A 25,976-nucleotide genomic window follows, 5' to 3' on the forward strand; every position below is an offset into this window, starting at 1 on the left:
GTTTTATGTGAGCTATTCGTCCAAAGAGCATGTATCTCTGGGGGGATAGGGCTATCGGTGGCGTCGAAATAGTCGTCGCAGGCCAGGGATACGCATGTTGACGGGGCAGCGTGCACCCAGTTCGCGTTCGCGGCTGTCGAAGCTCTCTGGGTCCATGTCGTACTGATGAAACAGCAGTGGGTCATCGGAAATCACGCTGTCCACACCACGTTTCCACCACGGAGCGAACGCTTTCGGGTCATTGATCGTATAGCAGACCATGGTCAGCCCCGCCGTCTTGATTTCCTTCATCTGTTCCGCATTGATATGTTCCCAGTTGGCATGAACGCCAACCGCATTGACGCGCTCGACGTCCCATGTCCACGTGCGCGGCACCTTCTCGTCATAAATGATGCTGAGCGGCAGCGCATGATCGAGCTTGCGTGCCTGATACAGCGCATCTTGACTGTAGCTGGCCACCAGCAGGCGATCCTGCAGCTTGCCTTTCAGGCGCGGAACGACCTGATTAGCAAGACGAATAGGGTCGCGGGCAAGGCATACTTTCAGTTCGAGGTTCAAGCCCATATCGAGGCGTTCGATTTCTTCCAGTGCCTCATCAAGGGTGACGATGCGTTCGTTCGAAAACGCAGGATCGAACCAGCTGCCCACGTCATAGCGGCGGGCCTGCTCCAGCGTGAGGTGAGCTAGCAGGGCGCGGCCGTTGCTGCAGCGTGCCATATGCGCATCGTGCCAGATGACCGGCGTGCCGTCGGCCAGACACTGGACGTCCAGCTCGACCCAGCGGATGCCCGCTTCTGCGGCAGCACGAATGGCGGCCAGCGTGTTCTCGGGCGCTCGTGCCGAATAGCCGCGATGAGCGATAAGCGCTGGAAGTTTCATGAGTGCTCCTGCTGGAAGAGAAAGGCCGCAGATGGCAGGCCTCGACATGTACGAACCGTGTGCCTATGGCAATCGGAGCCAGTGTGGCAATATGGAGGTCTTGGCGTACGAAACGCACCTGTTAGGCTGTCTTTGTTCAGTCAGACTACTTTCATCAAGAGTAGCCTTTCTTGGACGGTGAAGTACAGTCGAGGTGCTTCAGCTTCATATCGTGCAGCCTTTCTTCTACTTAGCAGAACCCGCAAGGAATTTCGTCTTACATGCATCTGATCGAACTGGGCGCTGACGAGCGTCGCGACGACAGTGTGGCGCTTTTGTGTGCCAATACTTATGGACAACAGGCCGGGCTGGCACCGCTGCTCGCTTACACCGGTGCACTGACCCAATGGCTGCCGCGTGATCAGGCTCGCGTGCTGGCGTTGGTCGATGCCGAGGAACGCATTCTCTGCGTGGCACTGCTCGTGCTGGAAGAAGGGGGCAAAGGGGCTGAACTCAAGTGGCTGACGACGCCCGAACCGCTGCGGGGCCGTGGTTATGCGCGTGCGCTGGTGTCCCGTCTAACCAAGCGAATGCGTCTGAAGGTAGTGGCTACCGAAGCGCATGAGCGCTGGCTGCGCGATGTTGGTTTCAAACGCTGGAGCTGGCGAGACAGCGGTGAGCGGATCGGCTTTACCCGTGGTACGCGCGAGTACAGCGCTACGCTGATGGTGGATGAAGATCGCATCATGCAGCAGTTCAAGACGGATCGTGCACTGTTCGAACGTCTCTCGGCGCGCTTCGTCAAAGGGCTGGAGCGTTTTGCGGGCGCCAAATAAGGCCTGAGTGACACGTGACGTGGATGTAATTGAAGGTTCGCGGCACGTCGTGATGCAAGGAGAAGGCTGTCTATCCGCTCGGCTGAGTGACCCACGGGAAGAGAATCCCGAAGAAAAGACAAAGCGTGGTCGTTCAACCGGTTTTGTCAGTCCAGTAGCCGTAGATAGATGGCCTTAACGATGGCTGATATTTTGTTGGGCGCGTCCAGTTTCAGCATTGCATTGCGCAGGTGGAAATTGACCGTCCCTACGCTTAGCGACAGGATGATGGCAATTTCCTCTGCTGTCTTGCCATCGCCGCTCCACTTGAGTATTTCCTGCTCTCGCAACGTTAGCGTGATGTGCTTTGCACTCTGCATGCGCAGCATGCTGCAATGCACGGCCGTTGCGATCCATTGCATGTCCATATCGACGGCCTGCAGCATTTTGGGCGTTAGGCTCTGGCTCGTATCCGCAATAAAAACACTGCAGGTGTCTAGGCTGTCAAAGGCCGATTGTGCCCAGCCGCCTCGGTGTCCCCATCCATAGTATTCTTCGAACAGTTCCGGTGCCTGCTTGAAAACGCTGTCGCTGGTGGTGCCGTACCAGTGGAACGGCGTAGTCGAGCGCGAACAGTGCTGCATGCAAGGCGACTGGTCATAACCGCCTTCGCGTCCTTTCCTGTGCACTTCGTCATCCGTCGAAGACAGGCCGAACGAGCGCTGCTGCGTCAGCGGTATGGGCAGCTGTGTCTGCCAGGCGCAGAACTCGAACCCCTGTTTCTGGGCGGCTTTGGTTGCGATGTCGAGCACGTCCTGCATGTCGTTCAGATTATAGAACGCATTCAGAAATGCCATTTGCCATGGGGACATGACGGAAGGCTCCCCTTGATGCACTCAATCCAGTAGGTCGAAAAACAGCGCCTTGGCGACCGCCTGCTGCGGATCAGGTGTCTGAAGCTTATATTCGGCAGTTTCCATATGGAAGGCCGTTGTTTCGAGGCTCAGCCGCATCCGGTCGGCAATCTCTTCGATCGTCATGCCGTTACCGATATGCGTCAGCACATTCTGTTCGCGCAGGGTTAGGGTCTGATCCTGACGTACCGGCATGTACAGCATGCTGGCGTGCACGGCTGCTGCAATCCACTGTAGGTCGGCGGCAGCGCGCTGGAGCTGTTCCTGTGACAGCGGCGAGAGGCTGTTGGCATAGAAGACGCAGTAGGCGCCGGTACGGGTATCGCGAGCTGAATGGCACCAGCGGCTGTGAACGCTGTCTGGTGTCGTGTCGTCATCTACCAGTTCGGGTGCTTTGGCATAAAGCTCGTCGCGTGTCATGCCGGCCCACAACGTGGTGCGAGAAGAGGGCTGTGATGCTTGGTTATCCACGACGTGGGCGTAGAGGTCTTCATCGGCAGACGCTACCGTCAGCACCTTCTGACGGATAGAGGGATGTGACAGCAGTATCTTCCAGCCACAGTAGTCGAAGTCATGGTGACGAACGGCTTCGGCGGCCGTGTCGATGATGTCTTCCATGCCGCTGGCCTGTGACAGCCCTGTAAACAGTGCAAGTTTCCAGTCATTCATATGTATGCCCCCCAGGGGATCCTTGTCGTGATGAACGGCGTGATTCTTGTGATAATCGCACTAGGATAGAAGTCATGCCGTCAGGATACACTCTGTACCTGAAGACAGGTGTGGCTGAGCTATCTGCATCGCGCCTTCAGTGCAGAAAGCCCATAAAGCATGCCTGAGCTATGGCCGTACGGATATCGGGAATTTCCAGCTTATAAAGCGCATTTTCAAGATGGAACTCTACCGTTTCGGCGCTGAGCTTCATTTTTAGGCAGATATCCGGTAGATCGACCCCTTCGCCAAGATAGCGCAGGATATCGCGTTCCCGGAATGTCAGCGTGACCGATGACGGTGTCTTGAAGGCCAGCATGCGGGCATGTACCGCAGCGGCGACCCAGGTCAGATGAGGTGAGCGCTGTTCGAGTTCATGCATGGGAATTTCATCGCGGCTGTCCGTATAGAACATATAGCTCAAGCCATCATCGAGGATGACTGACTGGGCCCAGCCTCCGCGGTGGCCGCTGCTGTAGTACTCTTCGGCGATGTCAGGGATCTGCAAGAACACGCTGTCGTTCGTTCCGCCCGTCCACATGAAGGGGCTGGTCTTGGCTGCGCAGTGGCGACGCGCGGGCGTTTCATCATAGCGCCCTTGGCGGATGCGTTCGTGAACGGCGTCTTCGGTAGAGGTGAAGCAGAGGTGGCCTACCTTGGGCAGCGGCTGTGCCAGCTGCGATAGCCAACCACAGTAGTCGAATCCTAAGGCATGCGCGGCCCGTGTGGCCGTACCCAGCACGTCCTGCATGGTGCTGACGTTGCCTAGTCCGGTGAAAAGGTCGTACTTCCAGTTATTCATCGTATAGCTCCTCCTTTTGTTATACGTGCGCCGCTACCTACAGCAGCCCCAAGAAAACGGCACGTGCTACGGCCGCCTGTCGTGTAGAGGCCTTGAGCTTCACCATCGCGGAGTGCAGGTGCATGTGTATCAGATAGACCGAGGTCGTCATGCGTTTGGCGATCTGTTCATCGTCCAGTCCTTCGCACAGCCAGCGCAGGATGTCGCGTTCGACGGGGGCAAGACGCACGGGAGCGGACTGCTTGACCTCATCCATGCGGCAGAGCACGGCAGCCGTGATCCAGCGCAGATTCGTATCAACATGCAGAAGATCATCGGGATACAGCACGTGCGAGCTGTCCATATACAGCATGCTGAAGTTTCCCTCACCTGACAGCAGAGACTGTGCCCAACCGCCATAGTGGCCACATTCGTAATATTCTTCCCACAACAGCGGCGCTTTCATGAACAACGGATCTTCGGTCGTGCCTCGCCATGAGATGGGGTCCGTCGACTGCGCGCAGTGCTGAGGAACCGGCGCATCGTCATAGCGGCCATCGTGTTCCTTACGAACGAAACTGTCTTCCCATGAGTGCAGCAGCGTATAACGTCCAATGGGGGCGGTTGGCACCAGTGCTCTCCAGCCGCAGTTCTCGAATCCGAACGGACGGATGACCTTGAGGGCGACGTCCAGAACGCCATGCATGTCCTGGGCCGAATCGAGTCCCGAAAAAAGGTCCAGTCGCCAGTTGTGCATAAGCGCCTCTATACCTCAGTAAAGAAGGCCTAGAAATATGGCCCGCACGACGGCTGCGGTCTTGTTCGGAGCATCTAGCTTTATCATGGCATTGCGCAGATGGAAGTTGATGGTGCTGGCGCTGATCGACAGGATGCTCGATATCTGCTCGACGGTCTTACCATCACCGGTCCAGCGCAGGATTTCCTGTTCGCGTAGCGAAAGCTTGATATCCGACCGTTCTCGAATCTGATTCATGCGTCCCAGTACAGCCATGGCGACCCATTGCATGTCCCTTGAACTGTTCTGCAGATCCTGCCGCGTAAAGGTATTGATGCTGTCGGCATGGAACAGACTGAAAGTGCCGACTCGGCCAAACACGGACTGAGCCCATCCACCGCGATGGTTGAAGCTGTAATACTCTTCCATCAGCGCAGGATCTTGCAGGAAGGTTTCGTCGTCGGTCGTGCCTTTCCAGAGCAGCGGGGTAGTCGTGCTCGAGCAGTGGCGAATGAGCGGTGAATCGAGATAGGCACCGCTGGAGATTTTGCTGTCGACCTCATCTTCCACCGTGGTGAGCGACGCGAGCCTAGGGCGCGTGAGTGGCAGCGGCAGCTGAGACTGCCAGCCGCAATAGTCGAACCCCATGGGCTTGATGACTTTCAGAGCGACATCCAGGACATCCTGCATGCTGTCGGCATCATTCAAGCCGGTGAACAGGTCGATCTGCAGAGTATTCATGGAAGCCTCCTTCGGCATCATGTGCGTGTGGTGGAACCGTACTTGCAGCGGGATTAGTGCAGCAGGCCAAGGTAGACGGCGCGAACGACGGCCGCTGTCTTGTTGGGCGCATCCAGCTTGGTCATGGCATTGCGCAGATGGAAATTAACGGTGCTCTGGCTGAGCGACAGTATTTGGGAAATCTGGTCAGCCGTTTTGCCATCGCCCGTCCAGCGCAAAATTTCCTTTTCACGCAGTGAAAGCTTAATGTTGGATTTCGTTCTGACCTGATTCATGCGACTAAGCACGGCCGTTGAAATCCACTGCATCTCGTAATAGATGTTGTCGATATCGGCTTTCTGGATAGGGTTGGACGTATCGACCCATAACATGCTGTATATGGATTTGCTTTCTACCAGTGATTGAGCCCAGCCGCCGAATCGACCCCAGCTGTAATACTCTTCCATGGTGTCCGGTATCGCTTTAAACAGCCAGTCTTCCGTTGTGCCCAGCCACGATATGGGATCCATTGATCGAGAACAGTGGGTAGGGACGGGTGCTTCGTCGTAGCCGCCATTGGCTGTCTTTTCCAGCGCATGATCTTCGGCCGTGTTCAATGCCAGCGTCTTTTTGGCGGACATGGGAAGAGGAAGCTCCGTTCTCCACCCTACATAGTCAAAGCCAAAGGGTTTGACTATTTTTAAGGTGGCATCCAGCACGTCTTGCATGTTGGTCGACTTATCCAGTCCTGTGAATAAATCTATCTGCCAATTGTTCATGATAAATATCCTTTAGTCGACAGGCGTTTATAGAACTGTTTGCGATATCAAAATGGTAGGGCCGTGATGGTGATGACGGGCTTTCTTATATAGAGAGTGTGTTATTTGAGTCGGGTTAGTATAAACAGTGCCGAAATCGCGTTTCTATCCATCCTGTTACTCTAGAGAAATGGCAGAAGGTACAGCTACTGTCTGTAGGTTCAGGTGAGGTGCCGTTGGCTTGGTAGCGCCTTGTGTGGCAGGGAGATGCGACAAGGTGTCCTTGCAAAAAACAGGTTGAGGCAAGGCAGTCGTGAGGTGAGGGCTGCTGTCTTGAGCATTTAAGCGACCCGACGGTTCGATACGACGTGTTTTCTTATAGAAAAAATACGTTGGTCGGAAATAGATGAATGACCTGCCATATTATAGGGTTTCTGCCTGTCTTATTTATGATTTAACGGCACTCACTCAATTCGTTTGCGGCGTTGAATAAGAAAAATAGTTGATCACAACCTTATCGAATTTATATTGGCTTAATATGTTGGTTATATATGTAATTAGTACAATGTTAACCCATGTGCGCAATGGCAGACTCTGATAATATCGGTCATAAATAGCCGTCTGCTATTTTATATGTCGTATCAGTTCAGGCATAAATTGCGCGCTACTCAGGATATCAGCCCAAGAAACGTCGCGCGTGTGATTACGCTGTGCAGGTCACGACACTCTAGCTTTTTCTTTATCGTTTTGAGGTTGGAAATGAGCGGATTTATGTTCCACCCCGTATGTTCTGCCGTCTTTTTGATACTGCCGTTGGTTTCTGACAGCACCCGCAGCAGTTCCTTTTCCTTGTGGGTGACCGTTGCCGGCAGCTCTTCCTTTATCTCATTGATTTTCATACAGGCTGCGGCACTGACCCACGGCATATGCTGCTCGGCGTGATACAGATCGGATTGCGAGAGCGTGTGCTGGCTCTCGACATAGAACATGCCGCGAGTGCCATCTGGTGCGATGGTGGTGATTGCCCAGCCGCCCCGGTGCCCAAGGCCATAGTAGGCTTCCATGAGCTCGGGAGATTGCATGAACATATCGTCTTCGAACGTGCCTTGCCATGAAATGGGCGTGGTCGAATGGGCGCAGTGGCGGGGAATGGGGCCTTTTTCGTAGCCGCCGCGCACCACCGTGCAATAGACCTCGTCTTCGACGGCGTTCAACGCGGTGATGCCACTGCGCTTGATCTTGCCTTCCAAAGGGAGATCGGTGCGCCAGCCACAGTAGTCGAAGCCAAATGGTCGGATAGCGTTCAAAGCGGCCTGCATGACCGATTGAAATGAATAGGCCGAGTCCAAGGATGTAAACAGGTCAATCTTCCAGTTATTCGTGTTCATGACCCTGCCTCTTTATCGTATTCAGGTTCCATTCTGCCTGCCTATTCTGCCAGGTTACTTTAGGGAACTATGAAAGGCGTTTGCTACTGTCCTTTAGTCTAGTTGGTGACACGTTCCGCAATGCGCCCATTATTGTAATATTTTGTTTTTAATTGGCTTTTGAGATAAGTCCTGGTGAGGTGTTTCAGAACATCAGGCAAATTACGCGCCGATTGGTTGGAATGTATGGCATGAAAATGCACTGATCGAATCGGTCCGTAATGATTTGACATAAATAGGTATTGCAAAGCGCACTCGTGCTATCAAGTAATGCTTGATATTGGTGCGCTTTACTCATCCATTAGCTGTCGGCATGCAAGCGGTGGGTGGGCGCCGTGCTGCGGGCCAGTGGCACTCGTCCCCGAATGCTATCGGCTATCCGCTCCGCCATCATAAGGGTCGTTGCGTGCTGGTTGCCGGTAACGAGCGTGGGCATCAGCGAAGCGTCAATGACTCGCAGGTGATCCGTGCCGTGTACGCGCCCCTGCGCATCGGTCACAGTCTCATCGCCTTCCCCCATACGACAGGAGCCGCCTAGATGGTGGGCGCTTACAGCGTGTGCCTGCACAAACGCATCAAGGGATTCATCTGTTACGCAATCCGGACCCGGTACGATTTCCTGCACTTGCCAGTTTTCGACAGCCGGTTGTTGGAGAATATGGCGGGCGATGCGGATGCCACGACGAAGCCTTTCCCTATCCTGAGCGGTGTTTGCATAAGCAAGCTGAATGCGAGGGGAGGAGTGCGGGTCGCGGGAGGTGATGTCGACCTGCCCACGGCTGCCCGAACGCATCAAGGTGACCACGACCTGAAAGCCACCATGAGTCGCGCTTTGGGGGCCTTGCAGCGGCAGCAAGCGGTATTGAATGTCAGGAGAGCATTCCTGCTCATCCGTACGGATGAAACCGCCCGCCTCAATCTGGTTGCTAACGCCTAGGCCGGTGCCTTTGAAAAGCCACTGTGCATTGGCTTGAAGGCGTTTCATGCGAGGCAGTGCTGCGTACAGTGCGGGTGGTTGCGTACAGCGATACTGCAAGCTGACTTCTAAATGATCTTGAAGGTGTTTGCCTACGCTAGGAAGGGCGTGTACCACCTCAATGCCAAGCGAGGACAGTAGTGCTGGGTCGCCGACACCAGAGCGCTGTAGTAACGCAGGGGAGGCGATGGCGCCTGCGCAGATGATGACATCGCTTTGTGCGAATGCGTCTCTGGTCTGGCCGTGCTGCTGATAGCGTACCCCGATCGCCCGCGTGCCATCGAACAGTATGCGGTCTGCGGTAGCCTGCGTTTCGATGCTCAGATTGCTGCGGCCTTTAGCGATATCCAGATAGCTACGCGCAGTGGAGGCGCGGCGTCCTTCATGTGTCGTGAGGCGGTCGATGGGGCCGAAACCTTCTTGGCGGTAGCCATTCATATCGGCGGTTTCTGCATAGCCCGCCTGCTTGCCCGCTTCGATAAAGGCGCGACTCAGCGGGTGGGCGTCGATATCGGCAGTGGTTACTGACAGCGGACCTTCATCGCCGTGGTAATCGTTTGGCCCGATATCACGGTTTTCAGCCTTGCGGTAGTAGGGCAGACAGTCAGCGTAGTGCCAGTCGGAAAGCCCGGCCAAGGTTGCCCAATGCTCTAGGTCCAGCGCATTGCCACGTAGATAGCACATATCATTGATCAGAGACGACCCGCCGAGCCCCTTGCCGTGAGCGCAGCTGATCCGCCTGTTGTTCAAATGAGGTTCAGGCGCTGTATCGTATTCCCAGCGATGGCGACTGCCGTGATCGGCCTCAATATGGGCGGCCGGCATCTGGGTACCAAGATCGAAACGACGCTCGGCATCGCCTGCTTCTAGCAGCAGTACACGCGCATGGCTATCTTCTGTCAGACGCATGGCGACTACGCAGCCTGCTGAGCCTGCACCGACAATGATGTAATCGTATTCGCGATGCTGACCGCGAGATGTGTTCGACATGACGGACCTCCTCTGGGCCAGTGTGCGAAAGGTGGCTTCTAATGCAAGGCCATACCGCAAGGGCACCGCAACGGTGGCAGATGGACCCACTGCCTAAAGGGTGCGGATGAATCACTGGTGCCGAGTATGACACAGCTTTTATGGCAGACTGAATCCATCGGGGATGCAGCGAGCCCCGAGAATGTCGACGGATGACCCAGAGAGGCTCTGGATGTTCGTGATTCAAGGGCGAACCCCGTGTAGGCAAAAATGTCGAAAATATAGTCGATCATATTCGCGATAGGTGTTTTGCTGGTGGTGCGAGAATGCGGAGGCTTGAAGGCAGTGCTGATGTCGTCTGGCTTCTGATATTTTTTAACGAAATCGGTGACATCCCTGTTGACGTTTTCGATCGGCTGCGTATAATACGCCTCGTGCTTAGGAAAGATGTTCCTCGATAGCTCAGTTGGTAGAGCAAATGACTGTTAATCATTGGGTCACAGGTTCGAGTCCTGTTCGAGGAGCCAAGCGCCTTACACACTGCTAGACAATCAGATATTCCTCGATAGCTCAGTTGGTAGAGCAAATGACTGTTAATCATTGGGTCGCAGGTTCGAGTCCTGCTCGAGGAGCCATCTGAATTCCCTTGTTTCCCCCCGCCTTTTTGATACTTCCCTGTATCGTATTTCTTCCCTAAAATCCGCGAACTACATAAATTCTTCCGTAATATTCCTACTCGGGTTCAGTCTCCGCTTTCGTCGTTTCTGGCGTTGATACCAGCGGAATGCTCAGATCGTAGATATCCATCATTGCACTGCTTCTATGCCCCGACGCTTCCTGTTTGTCATAGCGTGTTCCAGGCGTGTCTGTAATTCCCTGACGTTTTAAGCCGTAGATGCCAAATCGTTGTGAGGAGTGAATCACTTCTTCACGCAATAGCATGGCAATGAAGCGGAGGTAAGCCAGTTCCATTACGATCCACATGTCAGCAGGGCAAGCATCGGCCTATCCTCATGGCTCCTTCGGTGTAAGGCTGCCGCTTTCGATAGGTATATCGGGTGGCATCGTCTCAGTGTCGATCATTGCCAATGCGAATGGGAGACGTTGGATGCTGCTCGAATTAGCGGAATTGAAGTCGGATATTGCTATACGGTCATCGTGGGGTGGAGAGACTCATGCGAAAAAGGCCTGCCGCGTGCTTCGTTATCTGCCTTTGAGGAGTAAAGGTGCCCCCATATCGGTTGGACAGGTGGCGGCATTGAGCACGTCCAGCAGAATGCTGGGCTTGGTAGCATGCGAGTTCTGAATCCTCGCCGTAGAGCCGGTGTCAAAGAACTTCTGCAGCCCCTTGTGTTAGAGACTCTTGATCATGCGTATAGCGCATATATGCGTTATGCCGCTGTCGATTGCCCGCAGTAAGGCCCGTGGTGTCAAAAATATATCCACGCGGAATGATGTTATGAAAAAGCCTGCGCTCTATACGCGGGCTTTTTACTATCGCGAGACGCAAGTTTAGCGCGTGACGCAGTAGGTCACGACGGCTACTGCCATCAACAAAAGTGCAAGCTTACGTTCATGGCGTCGTTGAGCCACTCCCAGCATGACGGCCTGCAAAAGCACCATGCAGATGACCATCATGACTTTTACAGTGGCCCTATCGCCTGAATCATCGACAATGTCACTAGCCTGAATGGAAGGATCTATCTCTGACATCCAGTCGTACTTTTCGCCCTGTAGTGCAATCAGCAGTAGCCATAGATAGCCATAAGCGGCATATAGGCCATAGCGTATAAGGTTGATAAAAAATTTGACCATAGTTATCTAAGTCCGCCTAGAGCATGTTTCATAACTCCAATACCCATATCATTGAAGGGGCTTCAAACCACAAAAAGGCGGTAGAAACTGTCTATTTTAGAAAGGTTAAAGCAACCACTCAGGCTATGAAACAATCTCTTAGCTGTAGGGATTACCAGCACGTTGTCATTCATTGAAATGAGGACGAAGCTATACAGACATAAATGTATATCCCTTTGACATATCCATTTATGTGGCAGGTTTGGATATACGCAAGGTATATACGCTGGAGGCGGGGCATTATGCAAACAACAATCTTCAAAAGTAATCGTAGTCAGGCGGTACGACTGCCTAAAGCAGTGGCTCTTCCTGACAATGTCAAATACGTTGAAGTCATCGCTGTAGGTCATGCGCGCATCATCACGCCGGCCAACAAGGTCTGGGATGAGTGGTTCGACGGCGCGGGCGTTGGGTTTGACTATATGGCAGATCGCGAGCAGCCTAGGTTTGATTGTGGTCACGAATAATCGACGCGAGTTCGACCAAGTTCCAGGGCTACGCGTGGAAGGTTGGACACAAGCAGTATGAATTAAACGCTCTGGCAACAACCGCGGCGTTTTTTATTTTCGCACGATAGGTTTATCTGTGATAGCCACCGGCAGATGGCGTGACCGCGTCAGACGATGTGACCCCAATAGCTGACGCGCGTCCTATTTATGCGTGCGGGGTGTGCGGCGGTCGATCTTGTCGCGCAGGCCGAGTTCATCGAGCGCGTGATCAAACGCTACAACGTCGAGCATAGCGGCATCGACATCACCGGTATGGGCGACCCACCGCGTACCGCCTTAGCTGATGGGTATCATCCCTAACAACACAGGCGTCTTTGGAGACATGGAGATGGCCGAGGCTGTGTTGATGGCCAATGAACTGGAGCCGCTGCAGGAAATGCTATCGGAGTTCAACGACATGATCGGTCAATAGGTGATCCGCTTCGCCCCGTTTAGCCTTAGCCAGCCCCGTTCATAGCCCCTGCCTTATACCGATATCTAAGCCGCCCGCGAGGCGGCTTTTTTTCGTCTGTTTGACATTGAGACCCTCCCCCCCATCACGCAGGCGAGACCTCAACGCCACACTCCACCGCGCGCAGTTGCCCCCCACGCCTGCGGTTTCTAAATAGGTCGATTTTTATACAGGGTGGAAGGATATGAAAAAGCCCGCACGGTGCGGGCTGTGGCGAGATTTTGAGGGCAGAAAAATTATGCGGATTTATGCGTTTTATCTTTTACTTTACCTGTCTTGTAGTAGCCATTAACGCAGATTGAATTGCTTCGTATCTAGTAGGGGATTGCAGTAATGGTTGTTAAGTGTTTCTTTGGTGATGTTCTTACAAATTATTATCCAACATCAGTAGCACAGCATGGATTAGAGAAAAACTGAAAATCTTTTTCTTTTAAATATGCCAATAAATGTTGACCATTTCCTTGAAGGTCACTATTAGACCATACTTCATAAATCAATAGCCAATTTTTATCGTGTTCACGTTTTTCTGATTTCTTAAGATTGTTTGCTTTTTCTATGATAGTTTTTCTGATTTCTTCATTGTTGTTAATTATTGAATACTTTAACAATAGCACGTTTACTATACAGTCATCTAGAAATATTATCTTTTTAAGTTCATCGGTATCTATTTCTAACTTGAAATTGTATTTCAATGCAAGAAAAATTGCATGTGCTATTGCGTCGGGATAAATTTTCTGTAGCCCTAGACAAACCATAGATGTTGCAAATCTTATAATTTTATTTTCTAAGCCATCATGCCAGTATGGAATAAAAACATTTTTGTCTAATATTGATGCAAGGTAAGGGTAAGATAGAGCAAGATTTATGGATTTTTGTGCATACATTCGTTTAGCTCTTGGATTAAGTTCGCGATGCCTTGGCGCCTCTACTTCACTTATATATGTCTTTGACAATACCTTGATTGCATAGTTTAAGGGGGTTGATTTATCGATGGCATGGGCACAAGACAAAGCGCGGTCAATAAATGAGCGGATATCTTTAAATTTGAGTTTTCCATCTATAGGCAAAGGGTGCCTTTTTAAAACAAGGATCCAGTCTTCCTCACTTGGACGAGGTAAAGAAAGTATCTTAGTTTTTTTTTCGTTTAAAGACATTTCATAGGCACGAAGTTCTAACCCAAGATCTTTAATAAATTGTTCTGCTTCATTAAAACTTTTAGCATAAAAACAATAATCGTCTATATGACGAGTGACTTTAGAATATTTCTTTTGAAGCTGTGAATCTATTTTTGTGAGGATTATTTCGGAGATAATGTTTGAAGAGTGAGGGCCTATCAGTAATCCATTAGTTTGTTGATCTCGAGTGCACTGCGTGCACTTGTCCAATAAATTACCTGCCAACTCTAACCTTCGATTTTTCTTTGCTTCAGATATATCATGCAAAGCCCATGGAATTGAGTGTGTATAGATACTAGGAAAGCAATTTGAAATGTCTGCTTTAACTAGGAAATGGGCATCGAGCATCCAGCTTTGTTCAAGCTCTTCTTGTTGATAGTGTTCATAACTTTTGTAATTCATTTCGAAGATTTTATCACTCCTTGTCCTTCGTACATAGATTCGGCTGAATGTGAGTTGAGGGTGATTGCAATGTGTTATGATTGTTTGCCAGTGCTTCTTGATGGCGAGAGACTGAATAGCATAAGCCTCGGGATGAGGTATGCCTAAATGTCTGGGGATGTTGCTATCGCGTAATGATTCATAACGCATATAATCATGGGAATATTTGTCTGCAAGTTTTTTTAGTTTTCTTTCATCCGCATTATTGAATTCAGGCTCTATTTTTTGGGAAATTAATGCGGCCAATCCTTTACTGGTGAAACATGGAGGTATTTTATCTGCAAATAATCCATGGTCTAATAACCCTACGAATACATCATCAGAGCTCAAATTTTCTTTAAAATTTGATTTTTCATTTTCAATTGCCATAGTTGGCGTTTCTCCATATGCCAGAGATAGGTTATGCAGTCTCATGCTGGTTTTAAAAGTAAAGATTAATTTTACTTTTAGGGATATATAAATTGGTAGTCCAAAGAAGGGAGCAGAGAAAGAATTTTAGCCAAGAAATGAAAAGTTGCCGACCTATAAAAGATGCTCTACCAAATCTTTTCGAACCAGTAGCCTAGTCAAGCCTGTACCACTCTGTAGGTAGGTGAGAAGGTGTTCACTGGCGAAGAATGCTGACCAAAAAGCTGACCAAACCATGCCCAATGCTGACCAAATGAGGCCCAAAACAGACTAAACAGCATCTGCGCGGTATCTAGGGAATGGTAGCGAAAATCGCCAATAACCATATGTTTTAGCGATAAAAAAGCCGCCTCTTTTCGGAAGCGGCCTTTTCGGGATTTGGTGGAGGCGGGGGGAGTTGAAACCCCCGCTGCCTAAACCGCCTATAATTTCTAGTGTGGCTGTTAATTATTGGGCCGTAGGTTCTAGTCTTGCTCAAGGAGCCTTCTGAACCCCCTTGTTTTTCCTGCTTTTTAATATTTTCCAGCGTCATGTTCCTTCTCAGCTTTTCGCGCCTTCACATAAATCCCTTAGTGCTTCTTACATGCCGTATTGCTATCACCTTTGGCTCTCCATGCTCCTCATGCATCTGCCACTCCCAGTCGTTACTGATCATTGAAGCCGAATGTCATACAGAATATGAACTACCTCTCTTGCTTGTATAGCCGCTAACAATAGCCGCAGTGCTACAGGCCACAGGCTCTCTGGTTTTTTGCAGCGGATCTTCAAGCCGTATATGATCGGGCGCGGTCTCCAATAGGCTGATCTATAAGGGGCTGTTGGCTTCGGGAGTGTTTTTCTCCATGCTCACGCGTGGGCGGTATTGCGCGTGCCGATATCATGTGGGCATGTGTATGTCCTATGGATCACGAATAATCAGGCCGTGAAGGCTGCATCGTCTTTATTTAGCGGATCCGTCACTGTGGTTGGGGGCGGGTCCGTTATCATTCACGAATAGGGGATATTCATGAAATTGAAATTAGCGACTCTGGCCGTGCTGGCATCTTTATCCGTGCATGCGAATGCGGCATGGATGGTCAATCTGGACCCTTCAGCGTTCTCGGATAAGGAAGAGGGGTTCATCACCAGTGACGATGACAGTGATCAGTCCATCATTTTTGACTGTGAAGACGATACGCTGTCGGTGTCCTTGATCGAAGAATATGAGGAGCGGGCGGATGAAGAACTCAATTCTGATCTGAGTTCTGCCATGCGCTTGAAGGTCGGTCAGGAAACGCTCGATTTCGGGCCGACGGAAATCGTGCGTCGTAACAGTCACTATGTGGGGGTGGAATCCCGGCGTGAAAAGGATGCGGTGCGGGCGCTTTATATGGTGCGCAATGCCAAGGGGCCGATCACCATGGGCGTCAAGTTGGATGGAGAGCCTGTCAGCATGACCGTATCCTCGGCGGGGGCTCGCAATGCGGCTGATCGGATTGCGAAGGCGTGCCATATCGACCTGACCAATAAGACGTGGTGATAATCGCGCGGCTTCTGACCTAACCCGATAGCGCTTCGGCGTACTGAGGTGTGCCGGTGTTGTTGCCTGCCTTTATAAGGGCTCGAAGTGCCCATGCTATGGGCCTGCGGTGAGTTGCTCTCGGTAGAGCGGGTCGGCAGCAGCAGGCCTGACACTCATGAATATGGGGTTTGGGGACAGTGGCGAAGCCCCGGGCGCTGGATATCCAGTGCTCGGGGTTTTTTATATCGGCGATATGAATCAGCGGGCGTTTTAAGGATCGTCAAGGACGCCTCTGATTGCGTGAGCCCTTATCGTGCCACGGTAATGTCCAGCGGGGCTGCGGGTAGGCGCGGTTGAGAGCGTTGCCATCCGGAGCCGTAGCGCGTGTACTGTGGCGGTACTGGCAGGGCCACGTTCAGGTCGTCAGCGGCGGTACGGGGCCAGAAGGGATCTTTCAGCATTTCTCGGCCTACCAGCACGATGTCGGCACGACCGTTCTGCAGGACCTCTTCTGCCTGACGGCCCGTTTCGATCAGGCCCACTGCGCCGGTCTTGATCCCCAGCTCATGGCGCAGCAGTTCAGCCGCAGGCACCTGATAGTTGGGGTATGTGTTTACCGGAACCATTGCGATCCCTCCTGATGAGCAGTCGATCAGGTCGATGCCTTGTTCCTTCATCCATCTGCCGTAGACAAGAAAGTCGTCGGGTCGATTGCCGCCCTCTACATAGTCGCTAGAGGATATGCGCAGAAACAGTGGGCCTGTCCATTCGCTGCGTACGGCGTCGATGACTTCGCGCACGATGCGATAACGGTTCTCTTGGCTGCCGCCGTATTCATCGGTTCGCTTGTTGGCTAGTGGCGATAGGAACTGATTGAGCAGGTAGCCATGTGCGCAATGGATTTCAATGACATCGAAGCCGGCTTCCCGTGCTCGGCGCGCGCCCAGTCGGAATGCTTCGATGACTTCCTTGATCTGCTCGATGCTCATGGCCTGTGGCACACGCGATTCGGGAGTGAAGGGAATCGCTGACGGTGCGATTGAGGGCAGGTCGATGCCCAACTGGCGGCCCGCATGGCCGATTTGAGCGCCCGCTTTTGCGCCGAAGCGGTGGATGGCCTGAGTGACGCGCGATAGTCCTTCGATGTGGCTGTCGTTCCAGATGCCGATATCGCCGGGGCCAATGGGGCCGTTTGGAAGTACCGATGCGGTTTCCAGCATGATCAGTCCGGCACCGCCCAAGGCGCGTGCGCCGTAGTGCACGACATGAAAATCATTGATATGACCATCCTCGGAAGCCGAGTGCATGCACATGGGCGACATCGCGATGCGGTTGCGAAATTCAACGCCATTGATGGTGATGGGTTCGAAAAGTAAGGCTGACATGGATGTTCCTCTAGGCCAGTGAATAGGCGATGAGGGAACGCTACCATACAATTTGAAATCGTATATACGGCAAGAAAAAGCATATACTGACCAAAAGGTAACCATGGAGGCGAGCATGACGAAACTGCGCAATTATGATTCAGCCCCCGGCTGTTCGATGGAAGCAGCGCTGCATGTTATGGGGGGAAAGTGGAAGGGCGTGATCATCTATCACCTGTTCAAGGACGGCACGCTTCGGTTTAGCGAGCTGCAGCGTCACCTGGTCAGTATCAACCAGAGGCTGCTGACGAAGCAGTTACGCGAACTTGAAGAGGACGGCTTGATCCTGCGCCGCGTCTACCCTGTGGTGCCGCCCAAGGTGGAATACTCGCTCAGCGAGGAAGGACGAGAGCTAAACCGATTAGTGCTTGAGTTGAGTACCTGGGGCAGAAAGTGGTTGGAACGACGGGGTATGAAGACTGCGGTGGAGGAAGATCTGGAGGCGTTGAAGGATATCCTGAAAGACGTCGACTGAGGTATGCCGTTGCCGGTTTTCCTGTGAGCGTGCGTGCTTTGGGTGGCATGGTGACGTAGCGGCGTCGTGCAACTGTGGGGCGCCATAGGGAGAGATAGGCGAGATGTTGAATGCCATCGGCGATAAATATAAAAAGGGCCTATGCCATTGGTGCATAGGCCTTTTTGTCATCATGCGCTCAATTAATGAAGTTCTTGCCCTGCTTCAGAATGATATCGCACGCTTTTGTTCGAGCTTTCTTGGCTACAGGGGTGTTCTTGAGGCTGTCCAGATTGATCTGTTGTCCGTTGCTGGTATTGAGGATACCCGCCAGCCCTTGGGTGTAGTCGGTCTGCTGCTCCTGTTCCTGCGTGCCCGTCAGGCCCAGTTTGTTCATCAGCTGCGTCTTGACGTTTTCGGCATTGGTGGCCGATACCAGTTTCTGCTGCATGCAGTATTGCAGTACGCCGGTGGCGTTGCTCATGGTGCCGGAGCTCAGCGTCTGGTTGTTGCCGTTCAGCAGCCCTGTCAGGGCGCTTCCCGCCGTGGCGGTGGTTGAGGCCGACGTAGTGGTCGCTGACGTATTGCTCTGTGTCTGGCCGAGCTGGCCAAGGGCGCCGGAAAGGGAGTCCTGCAGGCTTACGGCCTGTGCGCCGCCTGCCGTCAGTGCGGCGGCGATACTGAGGGCGCTCGCGATGCCTTTGATTGATTTCATCGTATGGGGCTCCTGTTCTTTGATGGAAAAATAGGATATCGCCTAGGGTAGGTAAACGCGAGCCAACCTCTCTGGCTGGCTCGCATTTTCTTGATGTGGCGCCGCTTAAACGGTGTGTATCCACTATGCCGTGGTGATGCTTTCCGTGCTGTCCCATGTGCTTTTCTCTGCGCTGTCGAGCACGGGCAGGATCGTATATTTCATGCCAACCACGCGGCTTTCTAACCCTTTTAGCCATACCTGCACCGTAGGCCCGGCCGTCTTGACCGCTTTGCTCTGCCCCGTTGCGGTATCAAACGAGTAGTTAGCGTAGCTGATACAGTCGAATACGTCGGGATTGTGCGTGGGAATCAGCATCCAGCTATAGACGTACTGTGTGTTTTGCTCCTGCCCTTGATAGGGGGCCCCTAGCGATTTCTGCTGCACGACGACGCCGGAGTCATTGAGCGGGGTCAGCGGGCCGAGGAAGCGGTCGGCACGGAAGCCCAGCAGGTAGTCGCGGTTGGACAGGGCGGGGTAGTGCGTCACCAAGGTGTTTTTGTTGCCGTGACCGACCACAAACAGATACACGTGATTATCGTGGTCGATGATATTGATGCGCTCAATCTCATCGGTCACGAGATTGGCGGTCAGCCACGGGGGCAGGAACTTACCGTGGGTGCAGTCTTCATCCTGCAATTCGAGTACACCGACGCAACCGTTGGCTTTAAGGTCGTCGATGGTGGGCTGGTAGTCGGGTTCGAAGTCCTCGCCGCCGATGTAGTCGCGCCTGACGCTGCCTGCCGGGCAGAGAGCCGTGGCGGTGTTGGCTTCGAACAGCAGGTAGTGCTTGCCCGTATACGGGTCGACGTACTTGTGCGGATCGCGGAAGCAGCTGTTCTCGCTCTGGTCGGAGCCAAGGCTGCGGTCGTGGGACGTTGGGTAGTGGGACTCGCGCAGGCTGGCCTGTTCTGCTGTTTCGTAATAGACACCATCGGGTTCGGCCAGTACGTCATGATAGGTCGGGGCACTGATAATCAGCTTTCCGCCGGTGCTGCTAAGGGTCTGAAGCGCAGTGGCGAAGCGTTGGCGCGTTTGCCAGTTGCCGTTCAGTTCGACGCTTTGGGCCAGCGTATAGAACGTCTGCAGGCGGCCGTCGTTGCGCAGCACTGTCGAGCCGCTCCACTCCTGACAGTCATCGTACAGCTTGCTTTCGAACAGGAAGCCACCGGGAGTGTAGTGCTCACCATCGGCCGAGTAGAAGTACGCGATGCGGGCATTGGCGCTTTCGTTATCCTCGATGGGGCGTACCAGTGCGATCAGCACCTGGAACCCTTTGACGCTGGCAATCTGCTCGGCTTCCGTCATAACGAACCAGCTGTCCCAGACGTGGTAGCCGGGCATCAAGGGCAGCACCTTTGCTAAATTGAAGGGGGGAAAGGTGTTGGTCGAACTGGCCTGTATTCTGGCGGCGGTCTCGCGGGTCCAATGTGAAGGCTGTGTCGTCGTGTTCGTCGTCGTTGATGTCGTCATACATACCCCTTTGAACGGATACAGGATCGCCTGTGGAGCGCGGCAAGTGTGGGTAATCGGCTTGCTCTTTCGCTGGCGGTGCGCTGCTTGGAAAGATACTGGCGATGTTCGCAGTATGTTTTCGAGCAGCCGGTAGTAAGACGCATGACAGATATAAGCGGTTCCTGCGCTGGAGGTTGATCACGATTTCATGTCGATTGTGAAATGGCCATGTTCAATGGCGTCATCAAGGCTGAAGACCGGTATGGTTAGTGGCTGAAAGTAATGGTGTGTAGGTAGTTGAAAATGCGTGTTTTTCATCTTTTATTGCTAGATGTTGAATGCGCTTGTTCAAAAGAAGAGTCCGCGGTTCAAGCGGCATTGATTGCACTTTCATAAGAGAACGTAAGTCTTGCTGATAAGAATTATGGATGCGTTGTTATCCAATGATAATAATGCGTGTTATGTGAGCATGATGAATAAATAATTATCGTGACTCGCCCGATATTATTGGGCGGCTTTTATCCGTTCTCGTGTTCTATATATCCATTTTCCCTCCTCAATCCCTTCTACGGCACAGGCATGTTCCGATCGGTTTTTCTGATGAGACATGGTGTGTTGTGGAATCGGTAGCCTAAGAGCCTGTTTCATAACCCCAATACCCATGTCATTGAGGGGGCTTCAAACCACAATATTGCGGTAGAAAACACCTATTTTAGAAAGAGTAATTTAGAAAGATAAAAAGCAATCACCCGGTTTATGAAGCAGCCTCTAAATCGCCGTTGAGGGTCCAAGGGCAGCGTGAGCGTGTGGGACAGCTCTTGCTTGCACGTTTTATGGGGGGGGAGTGGGGCCGTCGTTATGCTGAGGTCAACTCAAGGTCTCTGTCGCAAACAGGCAGTAATACAAGAGGCTATCGTGCGTCGTGCGCCGAATGTGAGGGTGTATTCTGACGTCAATATCTTTCTATAGCCGTGAACGTGCACAAAATTAGTCGAAATTTTGCAATTTTGTCAGCCTGACCAATACTTCAAGCGCCTGCTGCTCCTGGGCTTCTGAGCGCTCAAGCCCGGAGGGTGGGCGTTTGTCATGAACAAGGATGTGACCCTCTTCAGGTGGGCACCATGAATGTCAGGAGCATAACGATGAAAAAAATCGCATGGCTGGGCGCGGTTGCGCTGGCAGGCGTGCTGCCGTTGGCGGCTTCTGCAGCGGACACGCCCGCTGCATCGCAGACGGCGCCGGGCGGCAAGATTCATTTCGTGGGTACAGCGGTCAATGCGGCTTGCGCGGTGGATGCCAACAGCGTCAATCAGGAAGTCCAGTTGGGCCAGGTGCGTACGGCCAAGCTGACCAAGAATGCGCTGTCTTCTAGCCGCATTCCCTTCAAGATCATGCTAGGCGACTGTGATACCAGCACCTATAAATCTGCCGCGGTATCGTTCACCGGTACGGCTGTTGCAGGCTACACCAACGTGCTGCAGGCCGGTGAAGGCAGCAGTGCTGCGACCGGTGTCGGTATCCAGATCTTCGACAGCACGGGTACCGCTGTGACGCTCGGCACGCCGTCAAGCACCTTCTCGCTTAACAATGGTAGCAACGAGCTGGATTTCAACGCCAGCTTCTACGGCACCTCTGACGCGGCGACTGCGGGGGATGCCAGCGCGACCGCCAACTTCAACATTACCTATTCCTGATCCCTGTCAGGCGCATATGGCAATGAGTTGAATCTGTGGGCACAGAGATGTCGGTGGCAATACCGGCATCTTCCTGCGCCATTCATCGGCGTGCGCTTGTTGCGCTAGCCGTAAGTGGGGAAGGGATGTCATGCCAATAGCAAAGGGACGTGATCTGTACCGCCGGGCCGCGTTGTCAGCGGGTGCGGTGGTGATGGCCGTTGCGGGGCTGAACGCGTCGGCACATGCAGGCGGGGTGGCACTGGGGGCTACGCGGTTGGTCTACAACGCCAGCGAGCGCCAAGCGTCGCTGCCCGTTATCAATAGCGATACGCAGCATGTCTTTCTATTACAGTCGTGGATCGAAGATATCGACGGCAAGCGCAGTGGTGATTTTGCGGTGACGCCACCGCTGTTTGTTATCAAGCCCGGCAGTGAAAACACGCTGCGTTTGATCCACGTGGGGGCACCACTGCCTGCCGACCGTGAGACGGCGTACTGGATCAGCGTCAAGGCCATTCCCGCACGCGATCAGAATCGGACTGCTGACCAGAGCACCTTGCAGCTGTCGTTCACCAGTCGAATCAAGCTGTTCTATCGCCCTGAGGGGCTTCAGCCAAGTGCTGACGATGCGCAGTCAATGTTGGCGCTTGCGCGTGAGCAAGGGGCTATCGTGGCACACAATCCGACGCCTTATTACATAACGATGGTCAATGTGCGTCTTGATGGCCGTGATACGGCCAGTGTGATGGTACCGCCTAAGGGCTCGGCGTCGTTGCCGGGCAGTGCGACGTCGCATGCGGTAGCGTTTCAGACCATTAATGACTATGGCGCGGTAACGCGCGTGCAGCAAAAGACGCTGCCGTAGGCGGAATCATTGGCGCAGCGGATGTCTGCGCCCAAGGGGTGATCGCCGGATGGAGGCGGCCTGCAAGGACGCAGGGCGTGGCGGTCAGAACGGTCATCGCTGGCCGTCAGCCGTATGGGGTACGCATGCCGCTGAGCGCCAGTGCTGTGATGGCAGTCGATCATGACATATGAATCGCCTGGCGTTGTGCGACAGGGCCACGGACGGCCGCGCCAGCAGAGAAAAACGAACAACGATACGCCATGGTTAATCCGCATCGCCACCGTCGCGCTGTTATGGCCTGCCTTGGGGCAGGCAGCGCCGGTGTTCAATCCGGCCTTTCTTGCCGGTGACAGTGGGGCCGTGGCCGATCTGACGCCCATCGAGCAAGGAGCCGTCATCCCTCCTGGACGCTACCGGGTGATGGTGTACGTCAATCAGCACTATCTGGCGTCCTACGACCTGACGTTCGCGCCACTGAGTACGCTGCGTCGAGATGAACCGCGCTATCTGCCGCTACTGATGGACGCGGGTGATATGGACGTGTGCCTGCCCGCATCGGTGGTGGGGCAGTTTGGGCTGCGTGAGGATGTCTGGCCCGCTGCGGGTATGTCTGCCACACCGTGCGTGCCGCTGAAGCAGTACGTGCCTGAAGCGGGCGGCAGCTTCGAAGCGGGCCATCAGCGGCTCGACATTACTCTGCCTCAGGCCTCGTTGGCGCATCGTCCGCGTGGCTATGTATCGCCGCAGGAGTGGGATGATGGCATTAATGCGGCCATGGTCAGCTACTCGTTTAACGGTGCGCATCAGCGCGGCGACTACCGCTACGATGACTATTTCCTCACCCTTCAGAACCGCATCAACGTGGGCGCGCTACGCTTTCACGATGATATGACGTGGCGTCATGGACGGTCGGGTTCGCAGTGGACCCATATCAAGACCTTCATGGAGATGCCGCTGCCAGCGTGGGAAAGCGATCTTGTCGTAGGGGAAAGTTTCTCTCCAGCGGACGTATTCGACGGGCTGGGGTTCAAAGGGATTCAGCTAGCGTCAGATGACAGCGCTTTGCCTGATAGCCGACGTGGCTATGCGCCCACGGTCAGGGGCATTGCCCGCAGTAACGCGCGAGTGACGGTGCGTCAGAACGGTTATGTCGTCTACGAAAGCAGTGTGGCTCCGGGGCCGTTCGAGATCACCGATCTGTACCCGGCCAGCAGCAGCGGCGACCTGACGGTCAGCGTGCAGGAAAACGACGGTGAAACGCACTCCTTCATTATCCCCTATTCGGCGGTGCCGATCCTACAGCGTCAGGGGCGTATCAAGTACGCCGTGACGGCTGGGCGCTTTCGTGGCAATACCGATCAGAGCAGTCCAACGTTCGGGCAAGCGTCGCTGATTTATGGACTGCCGCATGGCATGACGGTCTTCGGCGGTGGGCAGTACGCTGACCGCTACCGGGCGCTGGCGCTGGGCTGGGGCCAGAACATGGGCGAATTCGGGGCCTTCTCGGTGAGCGGTACGCAGGCGCACAGTGAGCTGGTGGACGGCTCCGAGCACAGTGGGCAGTCGTGGTCATTCCTGTATTCCAAATCACTCAACGAGCTGGGCACGACCTTTCAGCTGCTGGGCTATCGCTATTCCTCAAAAGGGTTCTACACCCTTGATCAGACCGCCAACCGCCATATGAGCGGTGGAGTCGTGCTCGACGATGAGCAGCGCCGCGAACGAGACCCGGCTTGGGTCGCCGATGCTCTCGATTACTACAATCTGCATCACTCGCGCCGCTCGCGCGTCCAGCTGAGCATTTCCCAGCGCATTCCCGGTGCAGGGACGCTATTCATCAGCGGTAGCGAAGAAGCCTACTGGCACATGGAGCGTAAGAACCGGCTGTGGCAGGCGGGATACTCGGACAGCGTGGGGTCGCTCAACTATTCATTGGCCTTCAGTGATAGCCGCAGCGCATGGAACGCGCGCGACAACCAACTGTACACCGTGTCGCTGTCGTACCCGATTGGGCGGTTGGGCGGCAGGCCCGGAGATTCCTCGCCGTGGCTGTCTTGGACGACGACACGCGATGACGATGGGCGCATGAACCACAGTGCGATTCTGTCAGGCACGGCGCTGGCGGATAACAATTTGGGCTACAGCGTGCGCCAATCCTATGCCAATCAGGGCAACGGCTATAACGGCGGGGTCAGTCTGGACTATCACGGTGCGTTGGCGGAAAGCCAACTGGGGTACAGCTACGACCGTGACAGCCGGCAGATCAGTTATGTGCTGCGCGGAAGCGCCGTGGCGCACCGCGATGGCCTGACGCTGGGGCGGCAGCTGGGCGATGCCAACATTTTGGTCAAGGCGCCCGGTGCACAGCATGTGAAGATTGAAGGCAACAGCGGCCTGGCCACCGACAGCCGGGGGTATGCCATCGTGCCGTATGCCTCTCTCTATCGTCGCAATCGTGTGGCACTGGATATCAACACCCTGCACAACAACGTCGAGCTGACCGATGCCGTGACACATGTGGTTCCGACGCGAGGAGCGTTGGTGCGTGCCGAGTTTGATGTCCATACGGGCATGCGCAGCCTGATCACCCTACGGCAGCCGGGTGGGCAGCCCGTGCCTTTCGGGGCGACCGTGACGCTGCTGCCGCGGCGCAGCGACCCGCGCACGGTGTCTGAAGGAATCGTCGATGACCACAGCCAGGCGTACATGGCGGGTCTGCCTCTGCGCGGCCGCTTGCTGGTGCGGTGGGGAGACGCGGAGGCCCAGCAGTGCCATATCGACTATCTGCTGACTGAATCCGTGCTGGAAGACCCGCTGACCTACATTACGTCGGAGTGTGCACCATGAAGCGATGGCTATGGGGGCTGCTGGCCCTGACCGTTGTCACTGTGCCTGTCGAGGCGGCTGACGTACTGATTCGTATCACCGGCAACGTCAAGGTCAACACTTGCGAGCTGAGCAGTGCGGCGCAGGAAATGACGGTGCCGATGAAGAGCGCCATGTTGGGTAAGGCGCGTTACCAGATCGGGGATGTCTTCGAGCCGACGCTCTTCACTATCGGTATTGCCAAGTGCAACAGCGCAACTGCCAAGGCGCGGGTGACCTTTTCGGGCACCGCCAGCACGCAGGACAGCCAGGTGCTAGCGCTGAGCGAAGGCGGAGCAAGCGGGTTGGGCATTCAGCTGCGCGATGCACAGGGAACACTGGTGGGACTTAATCAACCCAGCAGTGCCTATGCGCTGCTGCCAGATATTACCAATACGCTGACCTTCACCGCGCGCTATGTGGCGACGGACACCATACTGCAGCCCGGTCAGGCAGATGCCGTGGTCGATTTCGCCATTGAATATGAATAATAAGGACAG

General features: G+C 54.0%; 24 protein-coding genes and 2 tRNA genes. 11 read left to right on the plus strand and 15 right to left on the minus strand.

Annotation, left to right across the window (positions count from 1 at the left end):
- Positions 1-51: 51 nt before the first annotated feature.
- Positions 52-879, minus strand: a complete 828-nt coding sequence (locus tag ACMHYW_RS03275) for a glycerophosphodiester phosphodiesterase family protein (protein WP_084261789.1) — start codon at positions 877-879, stop codon at positions 52-54.
- 260 nt (positions 880-1,139) lie between these two features.
- Between ACMHYW_RS03275 and ACMHYW_RS03280 the strand changes: the two genes are divergently transcribed.
- On the plus strand, positions 1,140-1,694 hold the full coding sequence (locus ACMHYW_RS03280) for a hypothetical protein (RefSeq protein ID WP_414500870.1): 555 nt from the start codon (positions 1,140-1,142) through the stop codon (positions 1,692-1,694).
- A gap of 146 nt (positions 1,695-1,840) precedes the next feature.
- Here ACMHYW_RS03280 and ACMHYW_RS03285 read toward each other — a convergent pair whose 3' ends face one another.
- From ACMHYW_RS03285 to ACMHYW_RS03320, 8 genes are all read right to left on the minus strand, one after another.
- Positions 1,841-2,545 carry a LuxR C-terminal-related transcriptional regulator gene (locus ACMHYW_RS03285; protein ID WP_414500871.1) on the minus strand — a complete coding sequence of 235 codons (705 nt, stop codon included), beginning with the start codon at positions 2,543-2,545 and terminating at the stop codon, positions 1,841-1,843.
- 24 nt (positions 2,546-2,569) lie between these two features.
- Complete coding sequence (locus tag ACMHYW_RS03290) at positions 2,570-3,256, minus strand: helix-turn-helix transcriptional regulator (protein WP_414500872.1); 687 nt, start codon at positions 3,254-3,256, stop codon at positions 2,570-2,572.
- A 136-nt stretch (positions 3,257-3,392) separates the two neighbouring features.
- Entirely contained in the window at positions 3,393-4,097 is a 705-nt protein-coding gene (locus ACMHYW_RS03295) for a helix-turn-helix transcriptional regulator (RefSeq protein WP_414500873.1), read from the minus strand.
- 37 nt (positions 4,098-4,134) lie between these two features.
- Positions 4,135-4,833: a LuxR C-terminal-related transcriptional regulator gene (locus tag ACMHYW_RS03300; protein ID WP_414500874.1), complete on the minus strand. Its 699-nt coding sequence runs from the start codon at positions 4,831-4,833 to the stop codon at positions 4,135-4,137.
- A 15-nt stretch (positions 4,834-4,848) separates the two neighbouring features.
- Positions 4,849-5,553, minus strand: coding sequence for a LuxR C-terminal-related transcriptional regulator (locus ACMHYW_RS03305; RefSeq protein ID WP_414500875.1), 705 nt, complete (start codon positions 5,551-5,553; stop codon positions 4,849-4,851).
- 53 nt (positions 5,554-5,606) lie between these two features.
- A complete protein-coding gene (locus ACMHYW_RS03310) occupies positions 5,607-6,311 on the minus strand; it encodes a LuxR C-terminal-related transcriptional regulator (RefSeq protein ID WP_414500876.1) in 705 nt (234 codons plus the stop codon).
- Between the two features lie 647 nt (positions 6,312-6,958).
- The gene (locus tag ACMHYW_RS03315) at positions 6,959-7,678 is read right to left on the minus strand and encodes an autoinducer binding domain-containing protein (protein ID WP_414500877.1); all 720 of its coding nucleotides are present in this window, start codon (positions 7,676-7,678) and stop codon (positions 6,959-6,961) included.
- A 340-nt stretch (positions 7,679-8,018) separates the two neighbouring features.
- Positions 8,019-9,683, minus strand: a complete 1,665-nt coding sequence (locus ACMHYW_RS03320) for a choline dehydrogenase (RefSeq protein WP_414500878.1) — start codon at positions 9,681-9,683, stop codon at positions 8,019-8,021.
- A gap of 430 nt (positions 9,684-10,113) precedes the next feature.
- On the opposite strand from ACMHYW_RS03320, the gene ACMHYW_RS03325 reads away from it, so the two are divergent.
- Both ACMHYW_RS03325 and ACMHYW_RS03330 read left to right on the plus strand, forming a co-directional pair.
- Positions 10,114-10,189 (plus strand) — tRNA-Asn (locus ACMHYW_RS03325).
- Positions 10,190-10,221: 32 nt separating this feature from the next.
- A tRNA-Asn gene (locus ACMHYW_RS03330) sits at positions 10,222-10,297 on the plus strand.
- A gap of 97 nt (positions 10,298-10,394) precedes the next feature.
- On the opposite strand, the gene ACMHYW_RS03335 is transcribed toward ACMHYW_RS03330, so the two are convergent.
- Complete coding sequence (locus ACMHYW_RS03335; RefSeq protein ID WP_414500879.1) at positions 10,395-10,634, minus strand: integrase; 240 nt, start codon at positions 10,632-10,634, stop codon at positions 10,395-10,397.
- A gap of 540 nt (positions 10,635-11,174) precedes the next feature.
- Complete coding sequence (locus ACMHYW_RS03340; protein WP_414500880.1) at positions 11,175-11,477, minus strand: hypothetical protein; 303 nt, start codon at positions 11,475-11,477, stop codon at positions 11,175-11,177.
- 281 nt (positions 11,478-11,758) lie between these two features.
- Here ACMHYW_RS03340 and vapB point away from each other — a divergent pair, with 281 nt between their 5' ends.
- On the plus strand, positions 11,759-11,983 hold the full coding sequence (gene vapB / locus ACMHYW_RS03345) for a type II toxin-antitoxin system VapB family antitoxin (RefSeq protein WP_414500881.1): 225 nt from the start codon (positions 11,759-11,761) through the stop codon (positions 11,981-11,983).
- A 189-nt stretch (positions 11,984-12,172) separates the two neighbouring features.
- Positions 12,173-12,325 (plus strand): hypothetical protein, encoded by a 153-nt coding sequence (locus tag ACMHYW_RS03350; RefSeq protein ID WP_414500882.1) that lies wholly within the window; start codon positions 12,173-12,175, stop codon positions 12,323-12,325.
- Between the two features lie 525 nt (positions 12,326-12,850).
- On the opposite strand, the gene ACMHYW_RS03355 is transcribed toward ACMHYW_RS03350, so the two are convergent.
- Positions 12,851-14,461: an RNA-directed DNA polymerase gene (locus tag ACMHYW_RS03355; protein ID WP_414500883.1), complete on the minus strand. Its 1,611-nt coding sequence runs from the start codon at positions 14,459-14,461 to the stop codon at positions 12,851-12,853.
- 1,045 nt (positions 14,462-15,506) lie between these two features.
- On the opposite strand from ACMHYW_RS03355, the gene ACMHYW_RS03360 reads away from it, so the two are divergent.
- Positions 15,507-16,019 carry a hypothetical protein gene (locus tag ACMHYW_RS03360; protein ID WP_414500884.1) on the plus strand — a complete coding sequence of 171 codons (513 nt, stop codon included), beginning with the start codon at positions 15,507-15,509 and terminating at the stop codon, positions 16,017-16,019.
- Positions 16,020-16,309: 290 nt separating this feature from the next.
- On the opposite strand, the gene namA is transcribed toward ACMHYW_RS03360, so the two are convergent.
- Positions 16,310-17,386: an NADPH dehydrogenase NamA gene (gene namA / locus ACMHYW_RS03365; protein ID WP_414500885.1), complete on the minus strand. Its 1,077-nt coding sequence runs from the start codon at positions 17,384-17,386 to the stop codon at positions 16,310-16,312.
- A 115-nt stretch (positions 17,387-17,501) separates the two neighbouring features.
- Here namA and ACMHYW_RS03370 point away from each other — a divergent pair, with 115 nt between their 5' ends.
- Positions 17,502-17,900, plus strand: coding sequence for a winged helix-turn-helix transcriptional regulator (locus ACMHYW_RS03370; protein WP_414500886.1), 399 nt, complete (start codon positions 17,502-17,504; stop codon positions 17,898-17,900).
- 178 nt (positions 17,901-18,078) lie between these two features.
- Here ACMHYW_RS03370 and ACMHYW_RS03375 read toward each other — a convergent pair whose 3' ends face one another.
- Both ACMHYW_RS03375 and ACMHYW_RS03380 read right to left on the minus strand, forming a co-directional pair.
- On the minus strand, positions 18,079-18,594 hold the full coding sequence (locus ACMHYW_RS03375; RefSeq protein WP_414500887.1) for a DUF2501 domain-containing protein: 516 nt from the start codon (positions 18,592-18,594) through the stop codon (positions 18,079-18,081).
- A gap of 123 nt (positions 18,595-18,717) precedes the next feature.
- Positions 18,718-20,106, minus strand: coding sequence for a glycoside hydrolase family 68 protein (locus tag ACMHYW_RS03380; RefSeq protein ID WP_414500888.1), 1,389 nt, complete (start codon positions 20,104-20,106; stop codon positions 18,718-18,720).
- Positions 20,107-21,230: 1,124 nt separating this feature from the next.
- Here ACMHYW_RS03380 and ACMHYW_RS03385 point away from each other — a divergent pair.
- The 4 genes from ACMHYW_RS03385 to ACMHYW_RS03400 all read left to right on the plus strand — a co-directional run bounded on the left by ACMHYW_RS03385 (position 21,231) and on the right by ACMHYW_RS03400 (position 25,967).
- On the plus strand, positions 21,231-21,782 hold the full coding sequence (locus ACMHYW_RS03385) for a fimbrial protein (RefSeq protein ID WP_414500889.1): 552 nt from the start codon (positions 21,231-21,233) through the stop codon (positions 21,780-21,782).
- A gap of 130 nt (positions 21,783-21,912) precedes the next feature.
- Positions 21,913-22,629 (plus strand): fimbria/pilus periplasmic chaperone, encoded by a 717-nt coding sequence (locus tag ACMHYW_RS03390; protein ID WP_414500890.1) that lies wholly within the window; start codon positions 21,913-21,915, stop codon positions 22,627-22,629.
- A 162-nt stretch (positions 22,630-22,791) separates the two neighbouring features.
- Positions 22,792-25,458, plus strand: a complete 2,667-nt coding sequence (locus ACMHYW_RS03395; RefSeq protein ID WP_414500891.1) for a fimbria/pilus outer membrane usher protein — start codon at positions 22,792-22,794, stop codon at positions 25,456-25,458.
- The gene (locus ACMHYW_RS03400) at positions 25,455-25,967 is read left to right on the plus strand and encodes a fimbrial protein (RefSeq protein WP_414500892.1); all 513 of its coding nucleotides are present in this window, start codon (positions 25,455-25,457) and stop codon (positions 25,965-25,967) included. The genes ACMHYW_RS03395 and ACMHYW_RS03400 overlap by 4 nt, the downstream gene beginning before the upstream one ends.
- Positions 25,968-25,976 lie beyond the last annotated feature (9 nt).

Origin of the sequence: Zymobacter sp. IVIA_12111.31 C1 (genome assembly GCF_047495495.1) — a bacterium.
GTDB lineage: Bacteria > Pseudomonadota > Gammaproteobacteria > Pseudomonadales > Halomonadaceae > Zymobacter.